At 72.8% G+C, this 17,914-nt stretch carries 13 protein-coding genes and 1 pseudogene; 4 read left to right on the forward strand and 10 right to left on the reverse strand.

The genetic code is table 11. From position 1 onward, the window contains the following. Window positions 1-96: 96 nt before the first annotated feature. Entirely contained in the window at window positions 97-576 is a 480-nt protein-coding gene (locus ACIQRW_RS30045; RefSeq protein WP_403766048.1) for an Lrp/AsnC family transcriptional regulator, read from the reverse strand. 59 nt (window positions 577-635) lie between these two features. On the opposite strand from ACIQRW_RS30045, the gene ACIQRW_RS30050 reads away from it, so the two are divergent. Continuing rightward, window positions 636-1,865, forward strand: coding sequence for a trans-sulfuration enzyme family protein (locus ACIQRW_RS30050; RefSeq protein WP_403766051.1), 1,230 nt, complete (start codon window positions 636-638; stop codon window positions 1,863-1,865). On the opposite strand, the gene ACIQRW_RS30055 is transcribed toward ACIQRW_RS30050, so the two are convergent. The 5 genes from ACIQRW_RS30055 to ACIQRW_RS30075 form a co-directional block, all read right to left on the reverse strand. Then, a complete protein-coding gene (locus tag ACIQRW_RS30055; protein WP_403766314.1) occupies window positions 1,783-3,225 on the reverse strand; it encodes a GNAT family N-acetyltransferase in 1,443 nt (480 codons plus the stop codon). The genes ACIQRW_RS30050 and ACIQRW_RS30055 overlap by 83 nt on opposite strands. A gap of 85 nt (window positions 3,226-3,310) precedes the next feature. Beyond that, window positions 3,311-6,073, reverse strand: coding sequence for a DUF6493 family protein (locus ACIQRW_RS30060; RefSeq protein ID WP_403766054.1), 2,763 nt, complete (start codon window positions 6,071-6,073; stop codon window positions 3,311-3,313). Beyond that, on the reverse strand, window positions 6,070-7,449 hold the full coding sequence (locus ACIQRW_RS30065; protein WP_403766057.1) for an SWIM zinc finger family protein: 1,380 nt from the start codon (window positions 7,447-7,449) through the stop codon (window positions 6,070-6,072). The genes ACIQRW_RS30060 and ACIQRW_RS30065 overlap by 4 nt, the downstream gene beginning before the upstream one ends. A 51-nt stretch (window positions 7,450-7,500) precedes the next feature. Further along, window positions 7,501-9,087, reverse strand: a complete 1,587-nt coding sequence (locus tag ACIQRW_RS30070) for an alkaline phosphatase D family protein (RefSeq protein WP_403766060.1) — start codon at window positions 9,085-9,087, stop codon at window positions 7,501-7,503. 127 nt (window positions 9,088-9,214) lie between these two features. After that, a complete protein-coding gene (locus ACIQRW_RS30075; RefSeq protein WP_403766063.1) occupies window positions 9,215-10,672 on the reverse strand; it encodes a PLP-dependent aminotransferase family protein in 1,458 nt (485 codons plus the stop codon). Window positions 10,673-10,719: 47 nt separating this feature from the next. Here ACIQRW_RS30075 and ACIQRW_RS30080 point away from each other — a divergent pair. Further along, window positions 10,720-11,562, forward strand: a pseudogene (locus ACIQRW_RS30080) (DMT family transporter); the annotation flags it as partial. 93 nt (window positions 11,563-11,655) lie between these two features. On the opposite strand, the gene ACIQRW_RS30085 reads toward ACIQRW_RS30080, so the two are convergent. Further along, window positions 11,656-12,486 carry an alpha/beta fold hydrolase gene (locus ACIQRW_RS30085; RefSeq protein WP_403766066.1) on the reverse strand — a complete coding sequence of 277 codons (831 nt, stop codon included), beginning with the start codon at window positions 12,484-12,486 and terminating at the stop codon, window positions 11,656-11,658. A gap of 122 nt (window positions 12,487-12,608) precedes the next feature. Here ACIQRW_RS30085 and sigJ point away from each other — a divergent pair, with 122 nt between their 5' ends. Both sigJ and ACIQRW_RS30095 read left to right on the forward strand, forming a co-directional pair. Next, window positions 12,609-13,493, forward strand: a complete 885-nt coding sequence (gene sigJ / locus ACIQRW_RS30090) for an RNA polymerase sigma factor SigJ (protein ID WP_403766069.1) — start codon at window positions 12,609-12,611, stop codon at window positions 13,491-13,493. Window positions 13,494-13,779: 286 nt separating this feature from the next. After that, window positions 13,780-14,550: a GntR family transcriptional regulator gene (locus ACIQRW_RS30095; RefSeq protein ID WP_403766072.1), complete on the forward strand. Its 771-nt coding sequence runs from the start codon at window positions 13,780-13,782 to the stop codon at window positions 14,548-14,550. Between the two features lie 249 nt (window positions 14,551-14,799). Here the strand turns inward: ACIQRW_RS30095 and ACIQRW_RS30100 are convergent, their stop codons facing one another. The 3 genes from ACIQRW_RS30100 to ACIQRW_RS30110 all read right to left on the reverse strand — a co-directional run bounded on the left by ACIQRW_RS30100 (window position 14,800) and on the right by ACIQRW_RS30110 (window position 17,873). Further along, window positions 14,800-15,957 (reverse strand): ROK family transcriptional regulator, encoded by a 1,158-nt coding sequence (locus ACIQRW_RS30100; protein WP_403766075.1) that lies wholly within the window; start codon window positions 15,955-15,957, stop codon window positions 14,800-14,802. 100 nt (window positions 15,958-16,057) lie between these two features. Further along, window positions 16,058-16,708, reverse strand: a complete 651-nt coding sequence (locus ACIQRW_RS30105) for a response regulator (RefSeq protein ID WP_403766078.1) — start codon at window positions 16,706-16,708, stop codon at window positions 16,058-16,060. Then, window positions 16,680-17,873 (reverse strand): sensor histidine kinase, encoded by a 1,194-nt coding sequence (locus ACIQRW_RS30110; protein ID WP_403766081.1) that lies wholly within the window; start codon window positions 17,871-17,873, stop codon window positions 16,680-16,682. The genes ACIQRW_RS30105 and ACIQRW_RS30110 overlap by 29 nt, the downstream gene beginning before the upstream one ends. Window positions 17,874-17,914: the final 41 nt, after the last annotated feature.

The raw sequence follows: 17,914 nt of genomic DNA on the forward strand, positions 1-17,914 counted from the left end.
CATCATCGGGGCCCCGGGGCGTCCGAAAGACGATCACTTCCAGCGCTTCCGGCTTCCGGTGGGCGTCGCGGGCGCGTCCGCACAGGTTTCCGGTACTCAGCTCCCGGCCGGAGGCAGCAGTGGCCCGCAGTCCCACTGCTGGAAGATCAGCCGGGTGTCCACCCGGGCCACCTCCCGCCGCGAGGTGAACTCGTCCAGCACCAGCCGCTGCAGATCAGCAGCGTCGGCCACCGCGACCTGCACCAGATAGTCGTCGGGGCCGGTGAGATGGAAGAGCGCACGCGACTCCGGCAAGGACTTGACGCGGTCGACGAACGGGCCGATGAGCTCCCGTCGGTGCGGCCGGACCTGCACCAGGAGCAGCGCCTGAAGACCCCGGCCGAGCTTCGCCGGATCGAGGCGCAGCTGGTCCCCGAGGATCACCCCGGAGCGGCGCAGCCGGGCCACCCGGTCCAGGCAGGTCGACGCGGCCACGCCGACCTCGGCCGCGAGCTCCCGGTACGTGGTCCGCACATCGTTCTGCAGCAGCCGCAGAATCTGCAGATCCACCGGATCAAGAGCGACAGAGTCGGACATGTGGCGAACGTAGCACGGGAAATTGCCCCTACGAACCGGTAACTGTTCAGAGTGACGCCATGGACAACGAAGTCTCGATGACGCTCCCTGCCCCCACCCCGTCCAGGGCTCTCGCCACCGAAGCCGTGCACGCCGGACGCGACGACCTCGCCTCCCTCGGTCTGCACGCCCCGCCGATCGACCTGTCCACCACCTACCCCTCCTACGACTCGCGCGGCGAGGCGATGCGGATCGACGCCTTCGCCACCACCGGTGCCCGACCCGACGGGCCGCCCGTCTACGCCCGGCTGGACAACCCCACCACGGGCCGCTTCGAGACGGCGCTCGCCCGGCTGGAGGGCGCCGAGAGCGCGGTCGCCTTCGCCAGCGGGATGGCGGCGCTGACCGCGGTCCTGCTCGCCCGCGCGAGCCAGGGGCTGCGCCATGTCGTCGCGGTCCGCCCGCTCTACGGCTGCAGCGACCATCTGCTCGGCGCCGGGCTGCTGGGCACCGAGGTGACCTGGACCGACCCGGCGGGTATCGCCGACGCCATACGCCCGGACACCGGGCTCGTGATGGTCGAGACGCCTGCCAACCCGACGCTGGCCGAGATCGACATCCGGGCCGTCGCCCACGCCTGCGGAACCGTCCCGCTGCTGGTCGACAACACCTTCGCCACCCCCGTCCTGCAGCGTCCCGTCGAACACGGCGCGCGGATCGTCCTGCACAGCGCCACCAAGTACCTCGGCGGCCACGGGGACGTCATGGGCGGCGTCGTCGCCTGCGACGAGGAGTTCGCCGCCACGCTGCGCCAGGTCCGCTTCGCCACCGGCGGAGTGCTGCACCCGCTGGCCGGCTACCTCCTGCTGCGCGGCCTGTCCACGCTTTCGGTGCGCGTACGGGCGGCCTCGACGAGCGCGGCCGAACTCGTCCGCAGGCTCACCGCCGACCCGCGCATCGCCCGGGTGCACTACCCGCGGATCGGTGGCGCGATGATCTCCTTCGAGGTGTACGGGGACCCGCACCGGGTGATCTCCGGGGTGCGGCTCATCACGCCCGCCGTCAGCCTCGGCAGCGTGGACTCGCTGATCCAGCACCCGGCCTCCATCAGCCACCGCATCGTGGAGGAGGGAGACCGGCGGGCGTCCGGCGTAGGCGACCGGCTGCTGCGGATGTCGGTCGGCCTGGAGGACGTCGAGGACCTGTGGGCGGACCTGTGCCAGGCGCTCAGCGACGGGCCCCTTCCGTCGGCGCGGACGGAAGGGCGGCCCCTTCAGTCGTCAGCCGGTCGGTCGTCAGCCGGGCGGTGATGACGAGCGTGCCCTCCTCGATCTGGTAGTCGAGGGGCAGCTCCAGCGCGCGCATCGCCGCCACCATGCCGGTGTTGTGGGACTGCGTCACGGCGTACACGCTGTCGCAGCCCGCCTCCCTGGCGAGGGCCACCAGGCGGCCGAGCAACTCGGAGCCGACGCCCCGGCGCTGCCAGTCGTCCTCGACGAGGAGGGCGACCTCGGTCTCGTCGCCGTCCCAGAGGAGGTGGCCCAGCGCCACCAGCTTGCCGGAGGCCGTCTGTACTGCCAGGGTGCGACCGAAGCGGGGGCTCAGCAGATGGTCGAGATAGCGGTCCGCGTCCGCGACCGGACCGTGGTAGCGCAGGCCCAGAGTGCGCTGCGAGCAGCGGTCGTGCATGGCGCGGGCGGCGGTGAGATCGCCGTGGTCCGCGCGGCGCACGGTGATCTCGTTGCCCTCGGGCAGCGTGAGGACGTCCTCGCTGCGCGGTACCCGCGGGCCGAGGCGGGCGTCCAGCTCGACCAGGGCACGCGCCCGCGCGAACTCGGTCGGTGTGAACGGCAGATAGGGCCGCTCCACGGAGATCACCCCGCCGGACGGGTCCCGCAGCCGCATCACCGTCTCTTCCAGCACGCCCTCGACCGGGGCGCTCTCCCCGGTCTGGCGGCCGGTGACGGAGAGGGCGGGCAGCGAGTGGATGGTGCACCGGCCGAGCAACTGGCGCAGGGCGAGCGGAAGCTCGGCCGCGTCGAGCGCCGTCCGGGTGGCCAGTGACAGCATCCGGGTCGGGATGTCGACCAGATCGTGGGCGTCCGCCCGCTCGATCCACGTGGACGCGCCGCCGGCGGCCGCGATCTCCCGGGACAGCTCCTGGGCCTGGAGCGAGGCCGGGGCCCGCAGCAGGAACTCGTCGACGGTCCCCCGCGCCAGCGGGTGGGTCCCCAGGGTGAGGATGTCCACCCGGAGCCCGGCGAGGGCCACGCACAGCGCGGCCAGACTGCCCGGGGCGTCGCGCACGGTCGTCCGCATCCGCCACAGCGTGGTCTCCTCGGCGCCGGCGATCCTGCCCGCACCGCTGCCCCCGGCCCCGCCCGCCGCCCCGTCCCGTGCCCCGCGCTCCGCCGCGTCCGCTCGATCCGGCACGGAGCCCCCCTCACCGGACGGGGGAGCGTGACTGTGCCGTCGCGCCCACCAGGTGTGGAACGCCGCGGTGGCCACCAGGGCCACCGCCGACGCCACGAGCAGGTAGGGCCCGTCCGGCTGGTGTCCGATCAGGTTGGCGATGGCGTCGGCCACGGCCACGGCGGTGAACAGGGCGGCCAGTTCGATCAGGTCCCGCCGCCAGTGGTGCGGACGGCGGGCGCTCTTCGCGGAGGTCACATCAGTCATATCCTCACTGTGAACGAACGGTGTTGCCTGATCACGAACGCCTTGTGACTGATGGGTTACGTGTTGATCTGGTCGCCTATCGTCGTTTTCGGTCAGATTCCGTGGAACTCTCCGCCACGGCAGGGAACGTCGCGAGCAGCCGGGCGGCCTGACGGACCGTCTGGGAGGTGCCCTTGCGTCCCGCCGTGGCCGCGAGCCCCGCTATCGACGGGATCCCGCCCGTACCGCAGCGTTCGGCGCACTCGGCCGCCACGGACAGCAGGTCGCCGAGCCCCCGGGGCGTCTTCTCGTACGCCAGGAGACCCGGCAGCATCGCGGCCAGCACGGTCAGTACCGTTCGGTACGCGCCGGTGGCGGCCGCCGTGCCGAGCGCGTCGGCCGTGCGGTTCACCTTCACCAGGTCGCGGTCGACCAGGATCGCCAGCTCCCGTCCGAGCGACGCGCCGTCAAGCCTGCCGCCCGCGGCCAGCACGAGCAGGGCGTCCACCGCCGCCGTCCGGTCCTCCGGGTACCGCGCGCCGAGACCGTAGGCCAGCGCGAGATGCGTCGCCCCGCCCACCTCGCCCGCGCTCTCCGCCAGGGCCGGCAGGAACCCGGCGGCTCCCCGCTGCCCCTGGTCGGCGGCGAACAGCAGGTTCGGCATCAACCAGGCGGCGAGCGTCTCCGGATCCTCGGGCAGGGTCGCCGTCCAGTGTGCGGACCGCTCGGGCCCCCAGTGGTAGCACTCCTGCGCCCGGGGGAGCTGCGCCCGGCCCAGCCAGCGGAAGGCTTCGGGGAACTCACGCCGGATCACCGGTCGTTCCTGGGTCGCCAGCAGCACCTGACGGGCCCCGGTCGTCGTCCGCTGCCACCAATTGCCCGCCGACGGGCGGGAGACGGCGGTCGTCGGATGCCGGAGCACCGGGGCCACCGGCTCGTCGGCACGGATCCAGGCGGCCAGCCGGTCGCCCTCGCCGGTACCCAGCGCCTCGGCCGCCGCAGCGACGTCCGCCCCCTCGGGGCCGCCGCCCCGACGGACCCGCAGCAGGGCCTGGCCGAAGTCGGCAGGGCCGGGACGGGCGCCCACCTCCCGATACGTCCGCAGCCGTTCGACGAGCTCGGCCGCCTCGATCGCCCCGGTGTGCCAGGTCGGCGTGGCCAGCAGGAACGGCGCCTCCCCGACCGCTATCGCCTCCGCCGCCTCCCACGCCCGGTCGAGCAGCACCCCGTTCAGCGCGGCGTGGGCACAGGCGCCCGGCCCCGAGACGGTCGTCTTCGCCCGCCACGCGGCCCTGTCCCGGTCGGACACCAGGCCCAGCAGCGAGGCCACCACGACGGAGAGTCCGTGCGAGGTCGAGATGGACCGAGGATCGATCATGTACGGAGACAGGCCTTGCTCGACGAAGTGGACACCGGCCAGTGCCTCCCGCAGAGCCCCCGTCAGCTCCTCCCGGTCGGTCCGGGCCACCCGGACGAGGCCGTCGAACGCCCGCTCGAAACCGGTGACCCCGACCGAGGGGTCCATGGTGGCCGACGACGGGATCCGGTGTTCCGACGCATGCGCCTTCACCCGGGCGGCCACCTCCTCGACGAGCTCGGCCACCGTCCCCGGCGCGGGCTCCTGACGCCGCAGCACCGGCGCGGCCGGCAGGAACTCCTCGTACGCCTCGGGCCCTTCCACCTCCACGGGAGCGCCGAACAGGGCGATGACCGTCTCCCGGTGCAATGGGCCCAACTGTGCGGCGGCGGAGGCCAACTGCTCCCGCACCGGCGGGTCGGCGACGGCGGGGAGATACCGCGCGACCAGCTTCAGAGACCGCTCCTGGACGTCGATTCCCTCGTGGACGAACGCCTCGGCGACCGCCGGAAGAAGCTCGTCCGCCGTCGAGGCGTCCCGGCGCAGCGCCTTGCCCAACAGGGTCAGTTGGGCCCGTACCAGCTTCTTCTCCTGCCGGAAGAGCACGGCGCCCGACACATCCGCCAGCTCCCGGGTGGGCAACAACCCCCGCGCGTCGAGCCGTACGAGCACCTGCTGGGCGTACGAGGCGACCGGCGTGATCCCGTCCGTCGCCATCGCCGTCCAGTCCCGCAGATGCCGGTCCTCCTCTTCCTCCGTCGTCCCCAGTCGCAGGAGAACGGCCAGGAAGAACCGCTGATCGACGGATCTGCCACCGCGCATCAGACGGGTCACGCACCGCTCCACCAGGTGTGCCCGGTCCAACACCCCGTCGTCGGCCAGTGCGCACAGCGCCCCGGGCCAGTGGTCCTGCGAGTCCGGCGCGTCGTAGAAGTCGACCTGCGGCGGCAGCTCCGGCATCTCGAACAACCGGGACGCCAGCTCGGGGGAGTGCGGATCCTCCCGCAGGATGTCGGTCAGCGGACGCCGGGTCCGGCCACGCCAGCGAGCCGCGCTGACCAGCTCCGTCCATCCCACGACCAGGTTGTCCGTGACGGGGAGAGGGACCTGGGCGATCCGCGTCAGCTCGCCGACGAAGGTGTACTCCGCGTCGGAGAGGGCCGCGCGCCCCGCGAACCGGTGGGCGAGATCGCCCAGCCACGCCGGATCGCGGTCCTTCAGCGAAGCCAGGATCAACGGATACGGAGATCGGGCCCAGTCGCGCAGATCACGGCCCCCGATCCAGGCGGCGCACCCCGCCGCCCCGGTGTGACAGCCCGCGCCGGCCACCAGCAGCGCCTTGCGGATCTTGTCCCGCCGCTGCCAGTCCCAGCCCCGCACCTCCTTGCGCAGCTCCTTCAACCCGGCGAGGGCGGCACGACGGCCCGGCAGGTCCAGACCGAGCACCAGCGGCGGCACGTCGTGGTGACGCCCCGCCCGTACAGCGGTGAGCAGCTCGTTCATCGCGTGCCACCGGCGACCGTCGCACCCCGGCGGACCATACGCACCGCGAGCGCGTGCTTACAGGGCCCTCGCCGCCCCCGGTAGTCCGCCCACCACTGACAGGTGCACGTGAACGCGGAACCGCTCTCGCGCACCTGGTAGCGGCGGTCCCCGGAGGCGACCGTCGCCCGCGCACCGTCGAGGGACACCGCGCCCTCACCGGCCAGCCTGCGGGCCGCCACGAGACGCGGGTTGTGCCGCTCCACCCGGTCCGCGTCGTACGGCAGCTCCCGATGGAAGTACGCGGCGTCCGCCAGGTCGTAGCCGACCCGGCCCGCCGTGCCGAGCCGGGTCAGCGCGGCGCGCACCCGCTCCACGCCCAGCCCCGCCTGCTCGGCCAGCGAAGCCGGTTCGATCCGGGGCTCCCAGGCGAGCAGCACCGACACCAGCTCGGCATCGGCCGCCGCGTCATCCGTGGCCAACGCCTCCAGGACGCCGCCCTCGCCCGAGAACCCCCGGGAGGAGTCGGGGGAGAGCGTCAGCGTGAGCCGCATCCCCGGCAGCACCACCTCCCAGGCGCTCGCCGCCGCCGCGCCGTCGGCCACCGGCCCGTACACCCGCAGGGCCGTCGCGTCGCGCAACACCCGCTGCAACGCCACCAGCCGCTCAGGGCCCGGCAGGCACACCGCGCCCGGGACCGGCCGGGTCGTCGGGCGCAGGGACCCGCCGGACGCCACCACCCACCGGGCGCCGCGTGCCGCACGGCCCGAGGAGGGGGAGCGGGGCAGCGAACTCAGGAACGCCACCGCCTGCGCCGCCGTCAGCTCGGCCCGCAGATCGAACCCGGCCGAGGCGACCTGCGCCTCGGCGAAACCGCGCAGCCACCGGTCGGGCAGCGGCACCTTCTTCTCCACCACCGGACCGTCGAGCGTGGTCACGGCCAGCTCCTCCGGACCCACCCGCAGATGCAGCGGATCATCCGCCGTGATCCGCGAAAGCGCCTCCCGCAGCGGAGGGTTCACGTCCACATTCGTCGTTCCGTGGCCGGTCTCCCGGCCGTCCAGACCTTCCTGGAGCACGTCGAGGCGCGCGTACACCCCGCAGCAGCCGGAGAACGACTCAAAGCGCAGCCGGTCGCCGTTGCCCGTCACCACCGGGTCCAGGGAGGCGGGCAACGTGCGCTGGTAGTAGCGGGCGGCGGCCACGTCCGCGACCGCCAGCAGCCCGCGTGCCGCTGTCCGAGGGGCGGCGAGGAAGCCCGCGAAGAACCGCGGGTGCGCCTCCGCTCCGCGCGGGGTGAGGCCCCCTGCGGTCTCCAGACCGAGGGACGGCCCCACCTGCGATGACGTCAGGGAGGACGGGCGTGCGTAGGCCAAGGCCTGAACGGATCGGGTCATGAAAAAAGCGTAGGACCCACCACTGACAACGGGCCTTGCCCCAGCCTCGGTTCACTGCCCGACGCGGCCCGGCCGGAGCACCTTGGTGAACAGCACCGCTCCGCCCTCGGCCCGCAGCCGCACCGTCAGCTCCGCACTGTCGCCGTCGATCTCCACCTCGCCGAAATACTGCGGGGACTCCATGGGCGAGACATTGGCCCGGTCGGGAGCCCGCACGAAGACCCGGTCCGGGCCGAAGGTGCCGTCCAGCGCGTTGGCCGGGAAGCCGCCCGCCGCCAGCGGCCCCGACACGAACTCCCAGAACGGGGCGAAGTCCTTGAACGCCGCCCGCTCCGGCGCGTAGTGCTGGGCCGAGGTGTAGTGGACGTCGGCCGTCAGCCACACGGTGCCGGTGATCCTGCGGTGCTTGATGAACCGGAGCAGTTCGGCGATCTGGAGTTCCCGCCCGAGCGGGGCCCCGGGATCGCCCTGTGCCACGGCCTCGAAGTCCGTCGCGCCGTCCGGGACCACGAGGCCGAGCGGCATGTCGGCGGCGATCACCTTCCACTCCGCCCGGGAGGCGGCCAGCGAGCGCTTCAGCCACCGCGCCTGCTCGGCGCCGAGGATGCCCGTCGTGTCGTCGGCCTGCCGACCCGGGGAGTTGGCGTTGCGGTGCGAACGCATGTCGAGCACGAACACGTCGAGCAGCGGCCCGTGGTGCACGACCCGGTACAGCCGCGAACGGCGCCCGGAACCGTACGAGGGCGCGAGCGGAACGTACTCGTGGAAGGCGCGCACGGAGCGTGCCGCGAGGATGTCCACGTTCTTCTCGGTGTAACGCGCGTCGTCGAGGATCTGGCCGGGATACCAGTTGTTACGCACCTCGTGGTCGTCCCACTGCACGACGGAGGGCACCTGCGCGTTGAAGCGGCGGACGTTCCGGTCGAGCAGGTTGTAGCGGAAGTTGCCCCGGTATTCGTCCAGCGTCTCGGCGACCTTCGCCTTCTCCTCGGTCATGACGTTGCGCCAGATACGGCCGTCCGGCAGCGTCACGCTCGGCTCCAGCGGGCCGTCCGCGTAGATGCTGTCGCCGCTGCACAGGAAGAAGTCCGGGTCCAGACGCCGCATCTCCTCGTACACGCGGTAGCCGCCGATGTCCGGGTTGATGCCCCAGCCCTGCCCCGCGATGTCGCCCGACCACAGGAACCGCACCCCGGAGCGGCGCCGGGCCGGGGCGGTACGGAAGGTCCCGTACACCGGTCTGCCGGTACGGCGTGGATCGGCCGCATCGGCGAGCGTCACGCGATAGTGCACCTGTTCGCCCGCGGGCAGACCGTACAGGGGTGTGGTGCCGGTGAAGTCCGTACCGGGGCCGATCGACGGCCCGTGCCACCTGCGGACCCGCCGGAACGACTCGGTCGCCGAGGTCTCCACCAGCATCCGGGCCGGCCGGTCCGAGCGCACCCACAGGAGCGCCGACGAGGCGGTGACGCTGCCCACCTGCACACCCCACGACGCTTCGGGCCGCCCCGCCAGGTGCAGCGCGGGCGCCGCCGCCGAAGCGGTCGCGGGGGAGAGGGCGACCGCCGCCGGGGCGATCAGCGAGCCGCGCAGGACGGCACGGCGGCCGGGCGAGGGAATACGCGGACGGTAGGACATCGAAGCGCCTCCAGGGAGGTGGGCGGGCGGTGCGCCGTTCGCGAGAAGACCCGGACCGGCGCCGGTCTTGGCCCATGCCTAGTGCCCCGCGGCGGCGGGAGTCCCAACCCCGGGTGAACGGCGCCCGTCAGCCGGGGACGGACCGGCCGGAACGCCACGCGGCCGCCAGCGCGGCGACCCCCCGGGCGATGTCGCCGGGGGCGAGATGGGCGTAGCCCAGGACGAGGGGCAGGGTGCCGTCGTCGGAGTCGGCCGTTCCGCAGTCGCGCAGCGGCCGCAGCGCGATGCCCGCCCCGGCCGCCCGCTTCAGGAAGACGTCCTCGGGGCCGTACCGCGCGGGCAGTCGGGCGATGATGTGCAGGCCCGCCGCGATGCCGCTGACCGTCGCGCCGGGGAAGTGCTCGTCGAGCGCGGCCACCAGGGCGTCCCGGCGTTCCCGGTAGGCCCGCTGGCAGCGCCGCAACTGCCGGTCGTAGCCGCCGCGCACGATGAAGTCGGCCAGGACGGCCTGGTCGATCACCGGGTTGCCCAGATCCATGGTCCGTTTGCGGGCGACGATCCGCCCGGTGAGCGCGGCGGGGGCGATCAGCCAGCCGAGCCGCAGGCCGGGAGCCAGCGACTTGCTCACGGAACCGGTGTACACGACCCGCTCGGGATCCAGCCCCTGCAAGGCTCCCACCGGCGCCCGGTCGTACCGGAAGTCCCCGTCGTAGTCGTCCTCCATGATCACGGCGTCCGCGTCCCGAGCCCAGTCGAGCAGCTCGCCGCGGCGCTGCGCGGAGTACCCGATTCCGGTGGGGAACTGGTGCGCCGGCGTGGTCACCACGGCGCGTACCCCGGAGCGCTTCAGGGGCGCGAGGGCGAGGCCGTCGTCGTCGAGAGGAAGGGGGACCGTGCCCAGACCGGTCGCCGCGAACAGCGAGGCGTGTTCCGGGCTGCCCGGATCCTCCACCCCGACCGAGGTCACGCCCTCGTCCCGGAGGACGAAGCCGAGCAGGGTCGTCGCCTGGGCCACCCCCGAACAGACCACAAGCCGCTCCGGATCGGCCACCACGCCCCGGCGCCGGGCGAGCAGCCCGGCCAGCGCCTCACGCAGCTCCGGCAGCCCGCGCGGATCGGGGTAGCCCAGCGCGCCGTGCGGCAGCCGGCCGAACACGGTCCGCTGGGCGGCGCTCCACGCACTGCGCGGGAAGAGGGACAGATCGGGGGTGCCCGGCCGGAAGTCCACCAGCGCGCCCGCCGCGCGCGGTGCGCGGTCGCGTACGGGACGCTCCGCCGCGCGTACGCCCGCGCTCACCCAGGTACCCGCGCCCTGCCCGCTGCGCAGATAGCTCTCCGCGGTGAGCTGCTCGTACGCCTCGGTGACCAGCCCGCGCGACACCCCCAGATCGGCGGCGAGCTCACGGCTGGAGGGCAGCCTCGTGCCGGCCGCGAGGCGGCCGGAGCGGACCGCTTCCCGCAGTGCGGACCGGAGTGCGCGCCCCCGACCGCGCGCCGGCGCGGAGGCGGCGGGCAGCAGCAACTCCCACGCCGGAGAGAGGGATTCCGCCGACGGACGATGCGAATTGGTCCCCGAAGACGTCATGGAAGTGGACCTTAAACCGGTCCGTCGTCGACCCTAGCGTCGACCCCATGAACGCAACCTCTCTGCGCGGGGCCCTCCTCGCGGCCCTCGCGTGTGTGCTGGTGGGGGCATCCTTCACGGCCAACAGTGTCCTCGGCGACTACCCGTTCGCGGGTGGCCAGGCGCTCCGCTACGGTCTCGCCGCGCTCCTGCTCATCCCGTTCCTGCGGCGTGATCCCGACTCCACGACGGCGCGGCTGCGTCGTCTCACCCGTCGCCAATGGGGGCGGATCGGGTTGCTCGCCGCCGTGGGCATGGTCGGGTTCAACCTGGCGGTCCTGGCGGCCGAACAATCGGCGGAACCAGCTGTTCCGGGTGTCTTCGTGGGCTGTGCGCCGATCGTGGTCGGCGTGCTCGTCCCGCTGCTGGACGGCCGCCGCCCGTCCCGCGTCACGCTGTACGCGGCCGGCCTCGTCGCGGTGGGGGCGTTCACCGTCCAGGGCTGGGGGCGCACCGACCTGGCGGGCGTGCTCTTCTCGGTGGGCGCGCTCGTGGGAGAGGTCGGCTTCGCGGTCCTCGCCGTCCCTGTGCTGCGGCCGCTCGGTCCGAAGCTGCTCTCCGCGACGGTCTGCGGTGTCGCGGCCGTCGAGTCGGCGCTGCTCGGTCTGCTGATGGACGGCGGGTCGTTCCTGCGCGTCCCGACGGGCGGCGAGGCGGTGGCCCTGCTGTGGCAGGCCGTCGTCGTCACCGTGATCGGATTCGTCTGCTGGTACAGCGGGATACAGCGCATCGGAGCCGAACGCGCCACGCTCTTCTCCGGCCTGATCCCGGTCTCCGCCGCCCTGACCGCACCTCTCGTCGGAGCCGGGACGTACGGTCTCGCGCAGGGGGTGGGAAGCCTCTTGGTCGGTGCCGGTGTGGCGTACGGCTCCGGCGTCCTCGGGCGGCGCGGAGCCGCCGGAGCGCGACTCCCCGTCGGGGCGCCGACGCCCCGACGGGCCGGCTCAGCGGCTGGTGTCCAGGATGACGCGGGCCACGAGCGCCGGGTCGTCGCTCATCGGGACGTGCCCGCAGCCGGGCAGCCGCACGAGCCGGGCGTGGGGGATCACCCGCTTGGCGCGGACCCCCTGCCTGCGCAGCAGTATCCGGTCGCGGGTGCCCCAGGCGACGGAGACGGGGACGCCCTTGACGTCGTCGCCGAAGAGCAGGCCCCTACCGGTCTCCAGCGTCTGGTGAAAGCCGGTCGCTCCGCGCAGGGCGAGCGTCTCGGCGACGACGGCCTCCGGTGAACGCCTGCCGGGCCGGGCGTAGATGGTGCTGGTGAGCGCCGCCCGGCCGGCCGCGCTGCGCGACAGGCGCTCGATCAGCCCCACCGGCAGGGCAAGCGCGCTCCGGCGCATGGCCCGCAGGGTGCCGAAGGCGTAGCGCCGTTCCGCCTCGGTCCAGAAGCCCGCCGGGGACAGCGCGGTCACCGACCGCACCAGCTCGGTGCGCCCCAGTTCCAGCGCGAGCAGGCCGCCCAGCGAGTTCCCCGCCACATGGGGGCGGTCCAGGCCGAGTTCGGCACAGAAGGCTCCGAGCACCCTCCCGACAGTGGCGGGATCGTAGGGGACGCCGTCCGGCAGCGCGGGCGAGGTGCCGAAGCCGGGCAGATCCACGGCTATCACCTCGCGCTCGGCGGCCAGGATCCGCGCCACCGGGTCCCAGGCCCTCAGGTGGTGCCCGATGCCGTGCAGGAGCAGCAACGGTTCGCCCGAGCCGGTCCGTTCGTACGCGACCGAGACCGGGTGGGGGCCGTCGGCCGTTGCGACGGTGAAGGAGGCCGTGGTGGTCATGCTGCTGCTCCCTGGAGTGGGTAGACATCTCGTCAACAACAATTACCGCCGGGTAGCTTGTAGTTCAAGGGGCTTGGCGATTCCCGCTGGACAGCGCGTGACCGGTGGGCTGGGATGGGCCGATGACCGTCGACACCGCGACCGAGCTCTTCGAAGAACACCGGCCCGTTCTCACCGGTGTCGCCTATCGCATGCTCGGCCGTATCGCCGACGCCGAGGACGTGGTCCAGGAGGCATGGCTGAGGTGGTCGGCGGCGGCGCGCGAGGACATCCGGGAGCCGCGGGCCTTCCTGGTGCGGATCACCACCCGGCTGGCCATCGACCGGCTCCGGCACCTCCAGTCACGCCGGGAGTCGTACACGGGGCCCTGGCTGCCGGAGCCGGTGGTCACGGAGTTCGGCCCCGCCGTGCCGGACACCGCGGAGCGCGCCGTCCTCGCCGATTCCGTGTCGCTGGCCGTGCTGGTCGTCCTCGAATCACTCTCGCCGCTGGAGCGTGCGGTGTTCGTGCTCCGGGAGGCCTTCGGGTTCCCGTACGCCGAGATCGCCACCGCCCTGGACCGCACCGAGGAGGCCGTCCGGCAGCTCGCCGGCCGTGCCAGGCGGCATGTGGAGGAGCGCAAGCCGCGTTACGACGTGGACCCGGCCGAGCGCCGCGATCTCACCGAACGCTTCCTGGCCGCCGCCTCCGGAGGCGGCATCGAGCAGCTGCTCGCACTGCTGGCCCCGGACGTCCGGCTGGTCAGCGACAGCGGTGGCAAGGCGAAGGCGCCGCGGCGGATCATCGAGACCGCGGACAAGGTCGGCCGCTTCCTCTTCGCCGTGGCGGGGAGCCTCGGCCCGGACGGGGAGGTCCGCATCGTGGAGCTCAACGGTGGGCCCGCCGCCGTCTACTTCGTCGGAGGGAAGGCCGACACCGTCTTCCAGATCGAAGTCAGCCAAGGTGTTATTCAATGCGCCTATATCATTCGTAATCCGGACAAGCTTTCCGGGCTGCCCGTCGCATAACCAAAAGGACCACCGGCCCCCTCGGTCCCCTGGTGCCCCACAGGCCCGCCGCGGGCCTGGTCAGAGCCCCGCCATCCGCCGTGATGGCGGGGCTCTGTGCTGCGCTCGCCTCACGGCACCACGAACGTCGTGTGAACGCTCTGCGCCAGAGTCCCGTTTCGTTCCGTTACGGAATAAGGATTGGTCTTGACCAAGGGAGTATGCCGTCCTAGGGTCTTCACTTAAGACAGGAACCTTTAATAAATAACGTCGCGGAAAAGACGCCGGGCGATTGCGGAGGATCAGGGTGGGGACCACGCAGCTGGAATCGGTACAGGAGCCGAAGTACTGGCACCTCAAGACCGTGCTCAGTGAGGCACTCGACTCGGACTTTGCGGTGGGGGAGATCCTGCCCAACGAGCGGGACCTCGCGGCGCGGTTCGGTGTCGCGCGAGCCACGCTCCGGCAGGCCCTGGAGCAGCTCGAACTCGAAGGCAGACTGCAGCGCCGCCGTGGTGTCGGGACGACCGTCGCCCCGCCGCGCGTGGGCATCGCCGTCTCCACCGCCCAGCACGAATGGACGGGCGGCGTCAGCGGCGAGGCCTGGCAGCCGGTCGACAGCGTCATGGACAAGGCCCCCGCGGCGGTGGCCTCCATGCTCGGCACCGACCCCGCCGAAGCGGTGCACGTGGTGCGCCGTATCCGTGACACCCAGGGGCAGGCGGTGGCGGCGGAACTCCTCTACATCCCCGCTGCCTCGGTGCCCGACCTCTCCGCCATCGAGGCCCCGTCCGGCGCCGTCCGCGCCCGGAGCGTGCTGCGCGAGCTGCACCGGCTCGACCTGCAAGGCCAGGACCGCTCCGTCGAGCTCGGCTCGGCGCGCGCGGCCGACGCCAAGGAGCTGGACCGGCTCCCCGGCGCCCCCGTCCTCGTCGTCACCACCCGCTACTTCACCGCGGACGGTACGGCTGCCGTGTCCGTCGCCACCTACCGCGCGGACACCTGCCGACTCACCTTCGGGGACTCCGGCGCGCTGGAGATCAGCCACGACGAACAGCCGGAGCGCCAGGCCTCCTGACGCCTCCGACCCGCTCGGCCCCACGCCCGCCGCTTCTCAAGGACTCCAGTCCCCGGGAGCCGGCGGGCGCGCGTGTTTCCCCGCCCGATCCGGCTCAGGGGAAAGCGTCGGCGATCCACCCCGCTCAGGGAAAGCGTCGGTGATTCACCCCGCTCAGGGAAAGCGCCCGTGATCAACCGGCTCCCGGGGCAGCGCCCGTGCCCCGGCCCGCCGATGCGCACGCGGTCCGTGTGCCGGCCCTCACCGCGGTCAGCGGCGGGCCGTCACGGCCCCCTCGACGGCGAACAGCTCCTCCTCGACGTGGTCCAGGGCGAGCCGCAACGCCCCCGTCGCGACCGCGGCCTCCCCGAGGAGCGACAGGGTCACCCGGGGCGGGCGCAGGCAGTAGCGGGCCAGCTCTCTGCGCAGGGGCTCCAGCACCCCGTCCAGTCCGGCGGCCCAACCACCCACCACGACCAGCTCCGGGTCGAGCGCCAGCACCAGCGCCGCCACATCGTGCACCAGGCGCTGAAGGAAGCGCTCAACCGCCGCCTGGGCCCCCGCGTCGCCCTCCCTGGCCTTGGCGAACACCGCGGCCACCGCAAGCTCGTCCAGCGGGTCCAGTGGCGTGTCCGTCGTCGACAGCAGATGCTCCGGCGTCACGTCCCTGCCCAGCAGGTGCAGAGCGCCGATCTCCCCGGCGGCCCCGCCGAACCCCCGGTGCAGACGCCCGCCGATCAAGGACCCCGCCCCCGGGCTCAGCCCAGCCAGCACGAAGACCACGTCGTCGGACTCGGTGGCCGCGCCCTTCCAGTGCTCGGCCACCGCGGCGGCGTTGGCGTCGTTCTCGACGAGCACGGGGCAGCGGAACGAACGGCGAAGCCGCTCCCCGAGCGCGAGGCCGGTCCAGTCCGGCAACGCCGTACCCAGCCGCACGGTGCCGTCGGCCTCCACGATCCCGGGACTGCCAACGCCGACCGCACGCAGACTGCTCCGGGCCACCCCGGTGCGTCGCAGTACGTCCGCGATGACGGCCCGTACCTGGTCGAGCCGGTCATCCGCGCCGGCGGTCTCCGACACCACGCGGGAGCCCGCCCCGACGATCCGGCCGTCGAGCCCCGAGATGAGCGCCGACACCCGGTGCGGACCGATCTCCACCCCGAGGAGATGCCCCGCCTCTGCCCGGAAACGGAATCTCCGGGCAGGGCGCCCCTGGCGCCGCGCCTCGCCCTCGTCGGGCAGCGCCTCGACCACGAGCCCCGCTTCGAACAGCCCCTCCACGACCCCTTCGACCGTCGGCCGGGACAGCCCCGTGATCCGTGTCAGGTCCGTCAGCGTCGGCGCGCCGGCCCCTCTCAGGGCGTGCAGTACTACCGCGGAATTGATCCGTCGCAACAGCGAGGGGTCCCCACCGGTCAGCCGGCCCACGGTATGTCCTCCCAGCTCGTGCGCATGTCTGCCGGATCGTACTCGCTGGCCGGGAGCCCTGCGGCCAGCGAGGGAAGCCGGTATCGAGCCGCAACCTCGGTCACCCCGGAGCGACGAACCCGGACTCGTACGCGGCGATGACCGCCTGGGTACGATCCCTGGCCCCCAACTTCGCCAGAACCGAGCTGACATGGGTTTTCACCGTCTCCGTCCCGACGACGAGGGTGGCCGCGATCTCCGCGTTCGACAGGCCTCGGGCCATCAACCGGAGCACCGCCGCCTCCCGCTCGGTGAGCGCCGCCCGGTCGAGAGCGGCCCGTGCTTTGTCCGTGCCGTACTCGGCGGCGAGCTGCCGGACCGCCGCCGGGAACAGCAGGGACTCCCCCTCGGCCACCAGACGCACGGCATGCACGATCTCCGCCGGCCTGGCTCGCTTGAGCAGAAAGCCGTCCGCCCCCGCCCTCAACGCCTCGTACACGTACTCGTCGTTCTCGAATGTCGTCACCACCAGGATCTTCGGGGGATCCGGCACCGTACGCAGCACCAGCCGGGTCGCCTCGATGCCGTCCATCAGCGGCATCCGCACATCCATCGCCACCACATCGGGCCGCAACCGGTTCACCAGGGGGAGCACCGCCGCGCCGTCCGCCGCCTCGCCCACCACCTCGATATCGGGCTGGGCCTCCAGCACGGCACGCAGTCCGGCGCGTACCAGTGGCTCGTCATCGACCAGAAGAACGGTGAAGGGCATCCGACCAGCGTATGCCGTCCAGCGGGAGGCTCACGCGCACCCGCCAATCGCCCTCCCGCGACTCCATCCGCGCCTTCCCGCCCAGCAGCGCGGCCCGCTCCCGCATACCGCGCAGCCCACTGCCGCTCCCCGGCAGACCGGCCGCCCCGGAGAGCGGATTGATCACCTCCAACTCCAGCCGCCCGTCGGCCACCGTGATGCTCACCCGGATGGGTACCGGCCCCGCGTGACGGAGCACATTGGTGAGGCTCTCCTGAAGAATCCGGTACCCCTCCCGCGAAACCGGCGCCGGGACCAGACCGAGATCCCCGGACACCCGCGCATCCACCCGCGCCCCGGAACTCCTCGCGGAGTCCAGCAGTCGCTCCGCCTCTCCCAGCGTCGGCCGCCGGCTCACGGGTGTGCCGGATTCACGCAGCACCCGCAGCACCCGCTCCAGGTCCTCCAGCGCATCACGCCCCGTCTCCTCGATGGCGGCCAGCGCCCGCTCGGTGAACGCCGGATCATTCGCCGCCCGCGCCGCACCGGCCTGCACCACCGCCACCGTCAGCGCATGGCCGATGGAATCGTGCAGCTCCCGCGCCATGCGATTGCGCTCCAACAACTGCTCGGTCAGCTCCTCCAGCACGCTCAGCCGGTCCGTCGGCGACGGGCCGAGCAGCCACCGGGCGGCCGCCGTACTGAGCCGGCCGCCGAGCACCACCAGAACGAGCAGCGGAATGATCGGCAGTGGTGCGAGCAGCGCGTTCCACCAGTGCGGGCTCATGCCCTGGACCAGCCCGTCCGGAGGCCTGCCCGTCGCCGACAGGACGAGCTCGATCGACGCCACGGGCAGCCAGAGGGCCATGATCGCCGCGGCCGAGATCAGGAGCCGCACCTCCAGCCAGAGCACGGTCCGCCACCGCTCCGCCCAACTCGTCGAGGAAGCCACCGAGATGGAGGCGTCGGGCTGCCCACGCTCGGACGGAGTCAGCAGCAACTGCGCCTGCAGACCCTCCTCGAGCCGCATCGCGGGTATGAGGCCCACGGGCACCGCGAAGAGCAGGGGCATCCAGAGCTGGTCCGAGATGAAGAACCACACACTGGCCGCGGCAGCCGGAATGAACATGTGCAACCAGCGGCTGTAAGTGACCGCGCTGGTCAGCGGGGTGAGGATGCGGTGCATGTCCTCATCGTCCCAGCGGGCCGGGCGCACCGGCTCCCCCA

The organism is Streptomyces sp. NPDC091287, from assembly GCF_044768525.1.
Lineage (GTDB): Bacteria > Actinomycetota > Actinomycetes > Streptomycetales > Streptomycetaceae > Streptomyces.

Excerpts from the sequence above, each read along its gene's own strand:
- ACIQRW_RS30110 (WP_403766081.1), bottom strand. The coding sequence starts at position 17,873 with ATGCACCGCATCCTCACCCCGCTGACCAGCGCGGTCACTTACAGCCGC.
- ACIQRW_RS30105 (WP_403766078.1), bottom strand. The coding sequence starts at position 16,708 with ATGCCCTTCACCGTTCTTCTGGTCGATGACGAGCCACTGGTACGCGCC.
- sigJ (WP_403766069.1), top strand. The coding sequence starts at position 12,609 with ATGACCGTCGACACCGCGACCGAGCTCTTCGAAGAACACCGGCCCGTT.
- ACIQRW_RS30045 (WP_403766048.1), bottom strand. The coding sequence starts at position 576 with ATGTCCGACTCTGTCGCTCTTGATCCGGTGGATCTGCAGATTCTGCGG.
- ACIQRW_RS30060 (WP_403766054.1), bottom strand. The coding sequence starts at position 6,073 with ATGAACGAGCTGCTCACCGCTGTACGGGCGGGGCGTCACCACGACGTG.
- ACIQRW_RS30050 (WP_403766051.1), top strand. The coding sequence starts at position 636 with ATGGACAACGAAGTCTCGATGACGCTCCCTGCCCCCACCCCGTCCAGG.
- ACIQRW_RS30075 (WP_403766063.1), bottom strand. The coding sequence starts at position 10,672 with ATGACGTCTTCGGGGACCAATTCGCATCGTCCGTCGGCGGAATCCCTC.
- ACIQRW_RS30085 (WP_403766066.1), bottom strand. The coding sequence starts at position 12,486 with ATGACCACCACGGCCTCCTTCACCGTCGCAACGGCCGACGGCCCCCAC.
- ACIQRW_RS30065 (WP_403766057.1), bottom strand. The coding sequence starts at position 7,449 with ATGACCCGATCCGTTCAGGCCTTGGCCTACGCACGCCCGTCCTCCCTG.
- ACIQRW_RS30070 (WP_403766060.1), bottom strand. The coding sequence starts at position 9,087 with ATGTCCTACCGTCCGCGTATTCCCTCGCCCGGCCGCCGTGCCGTCCTG.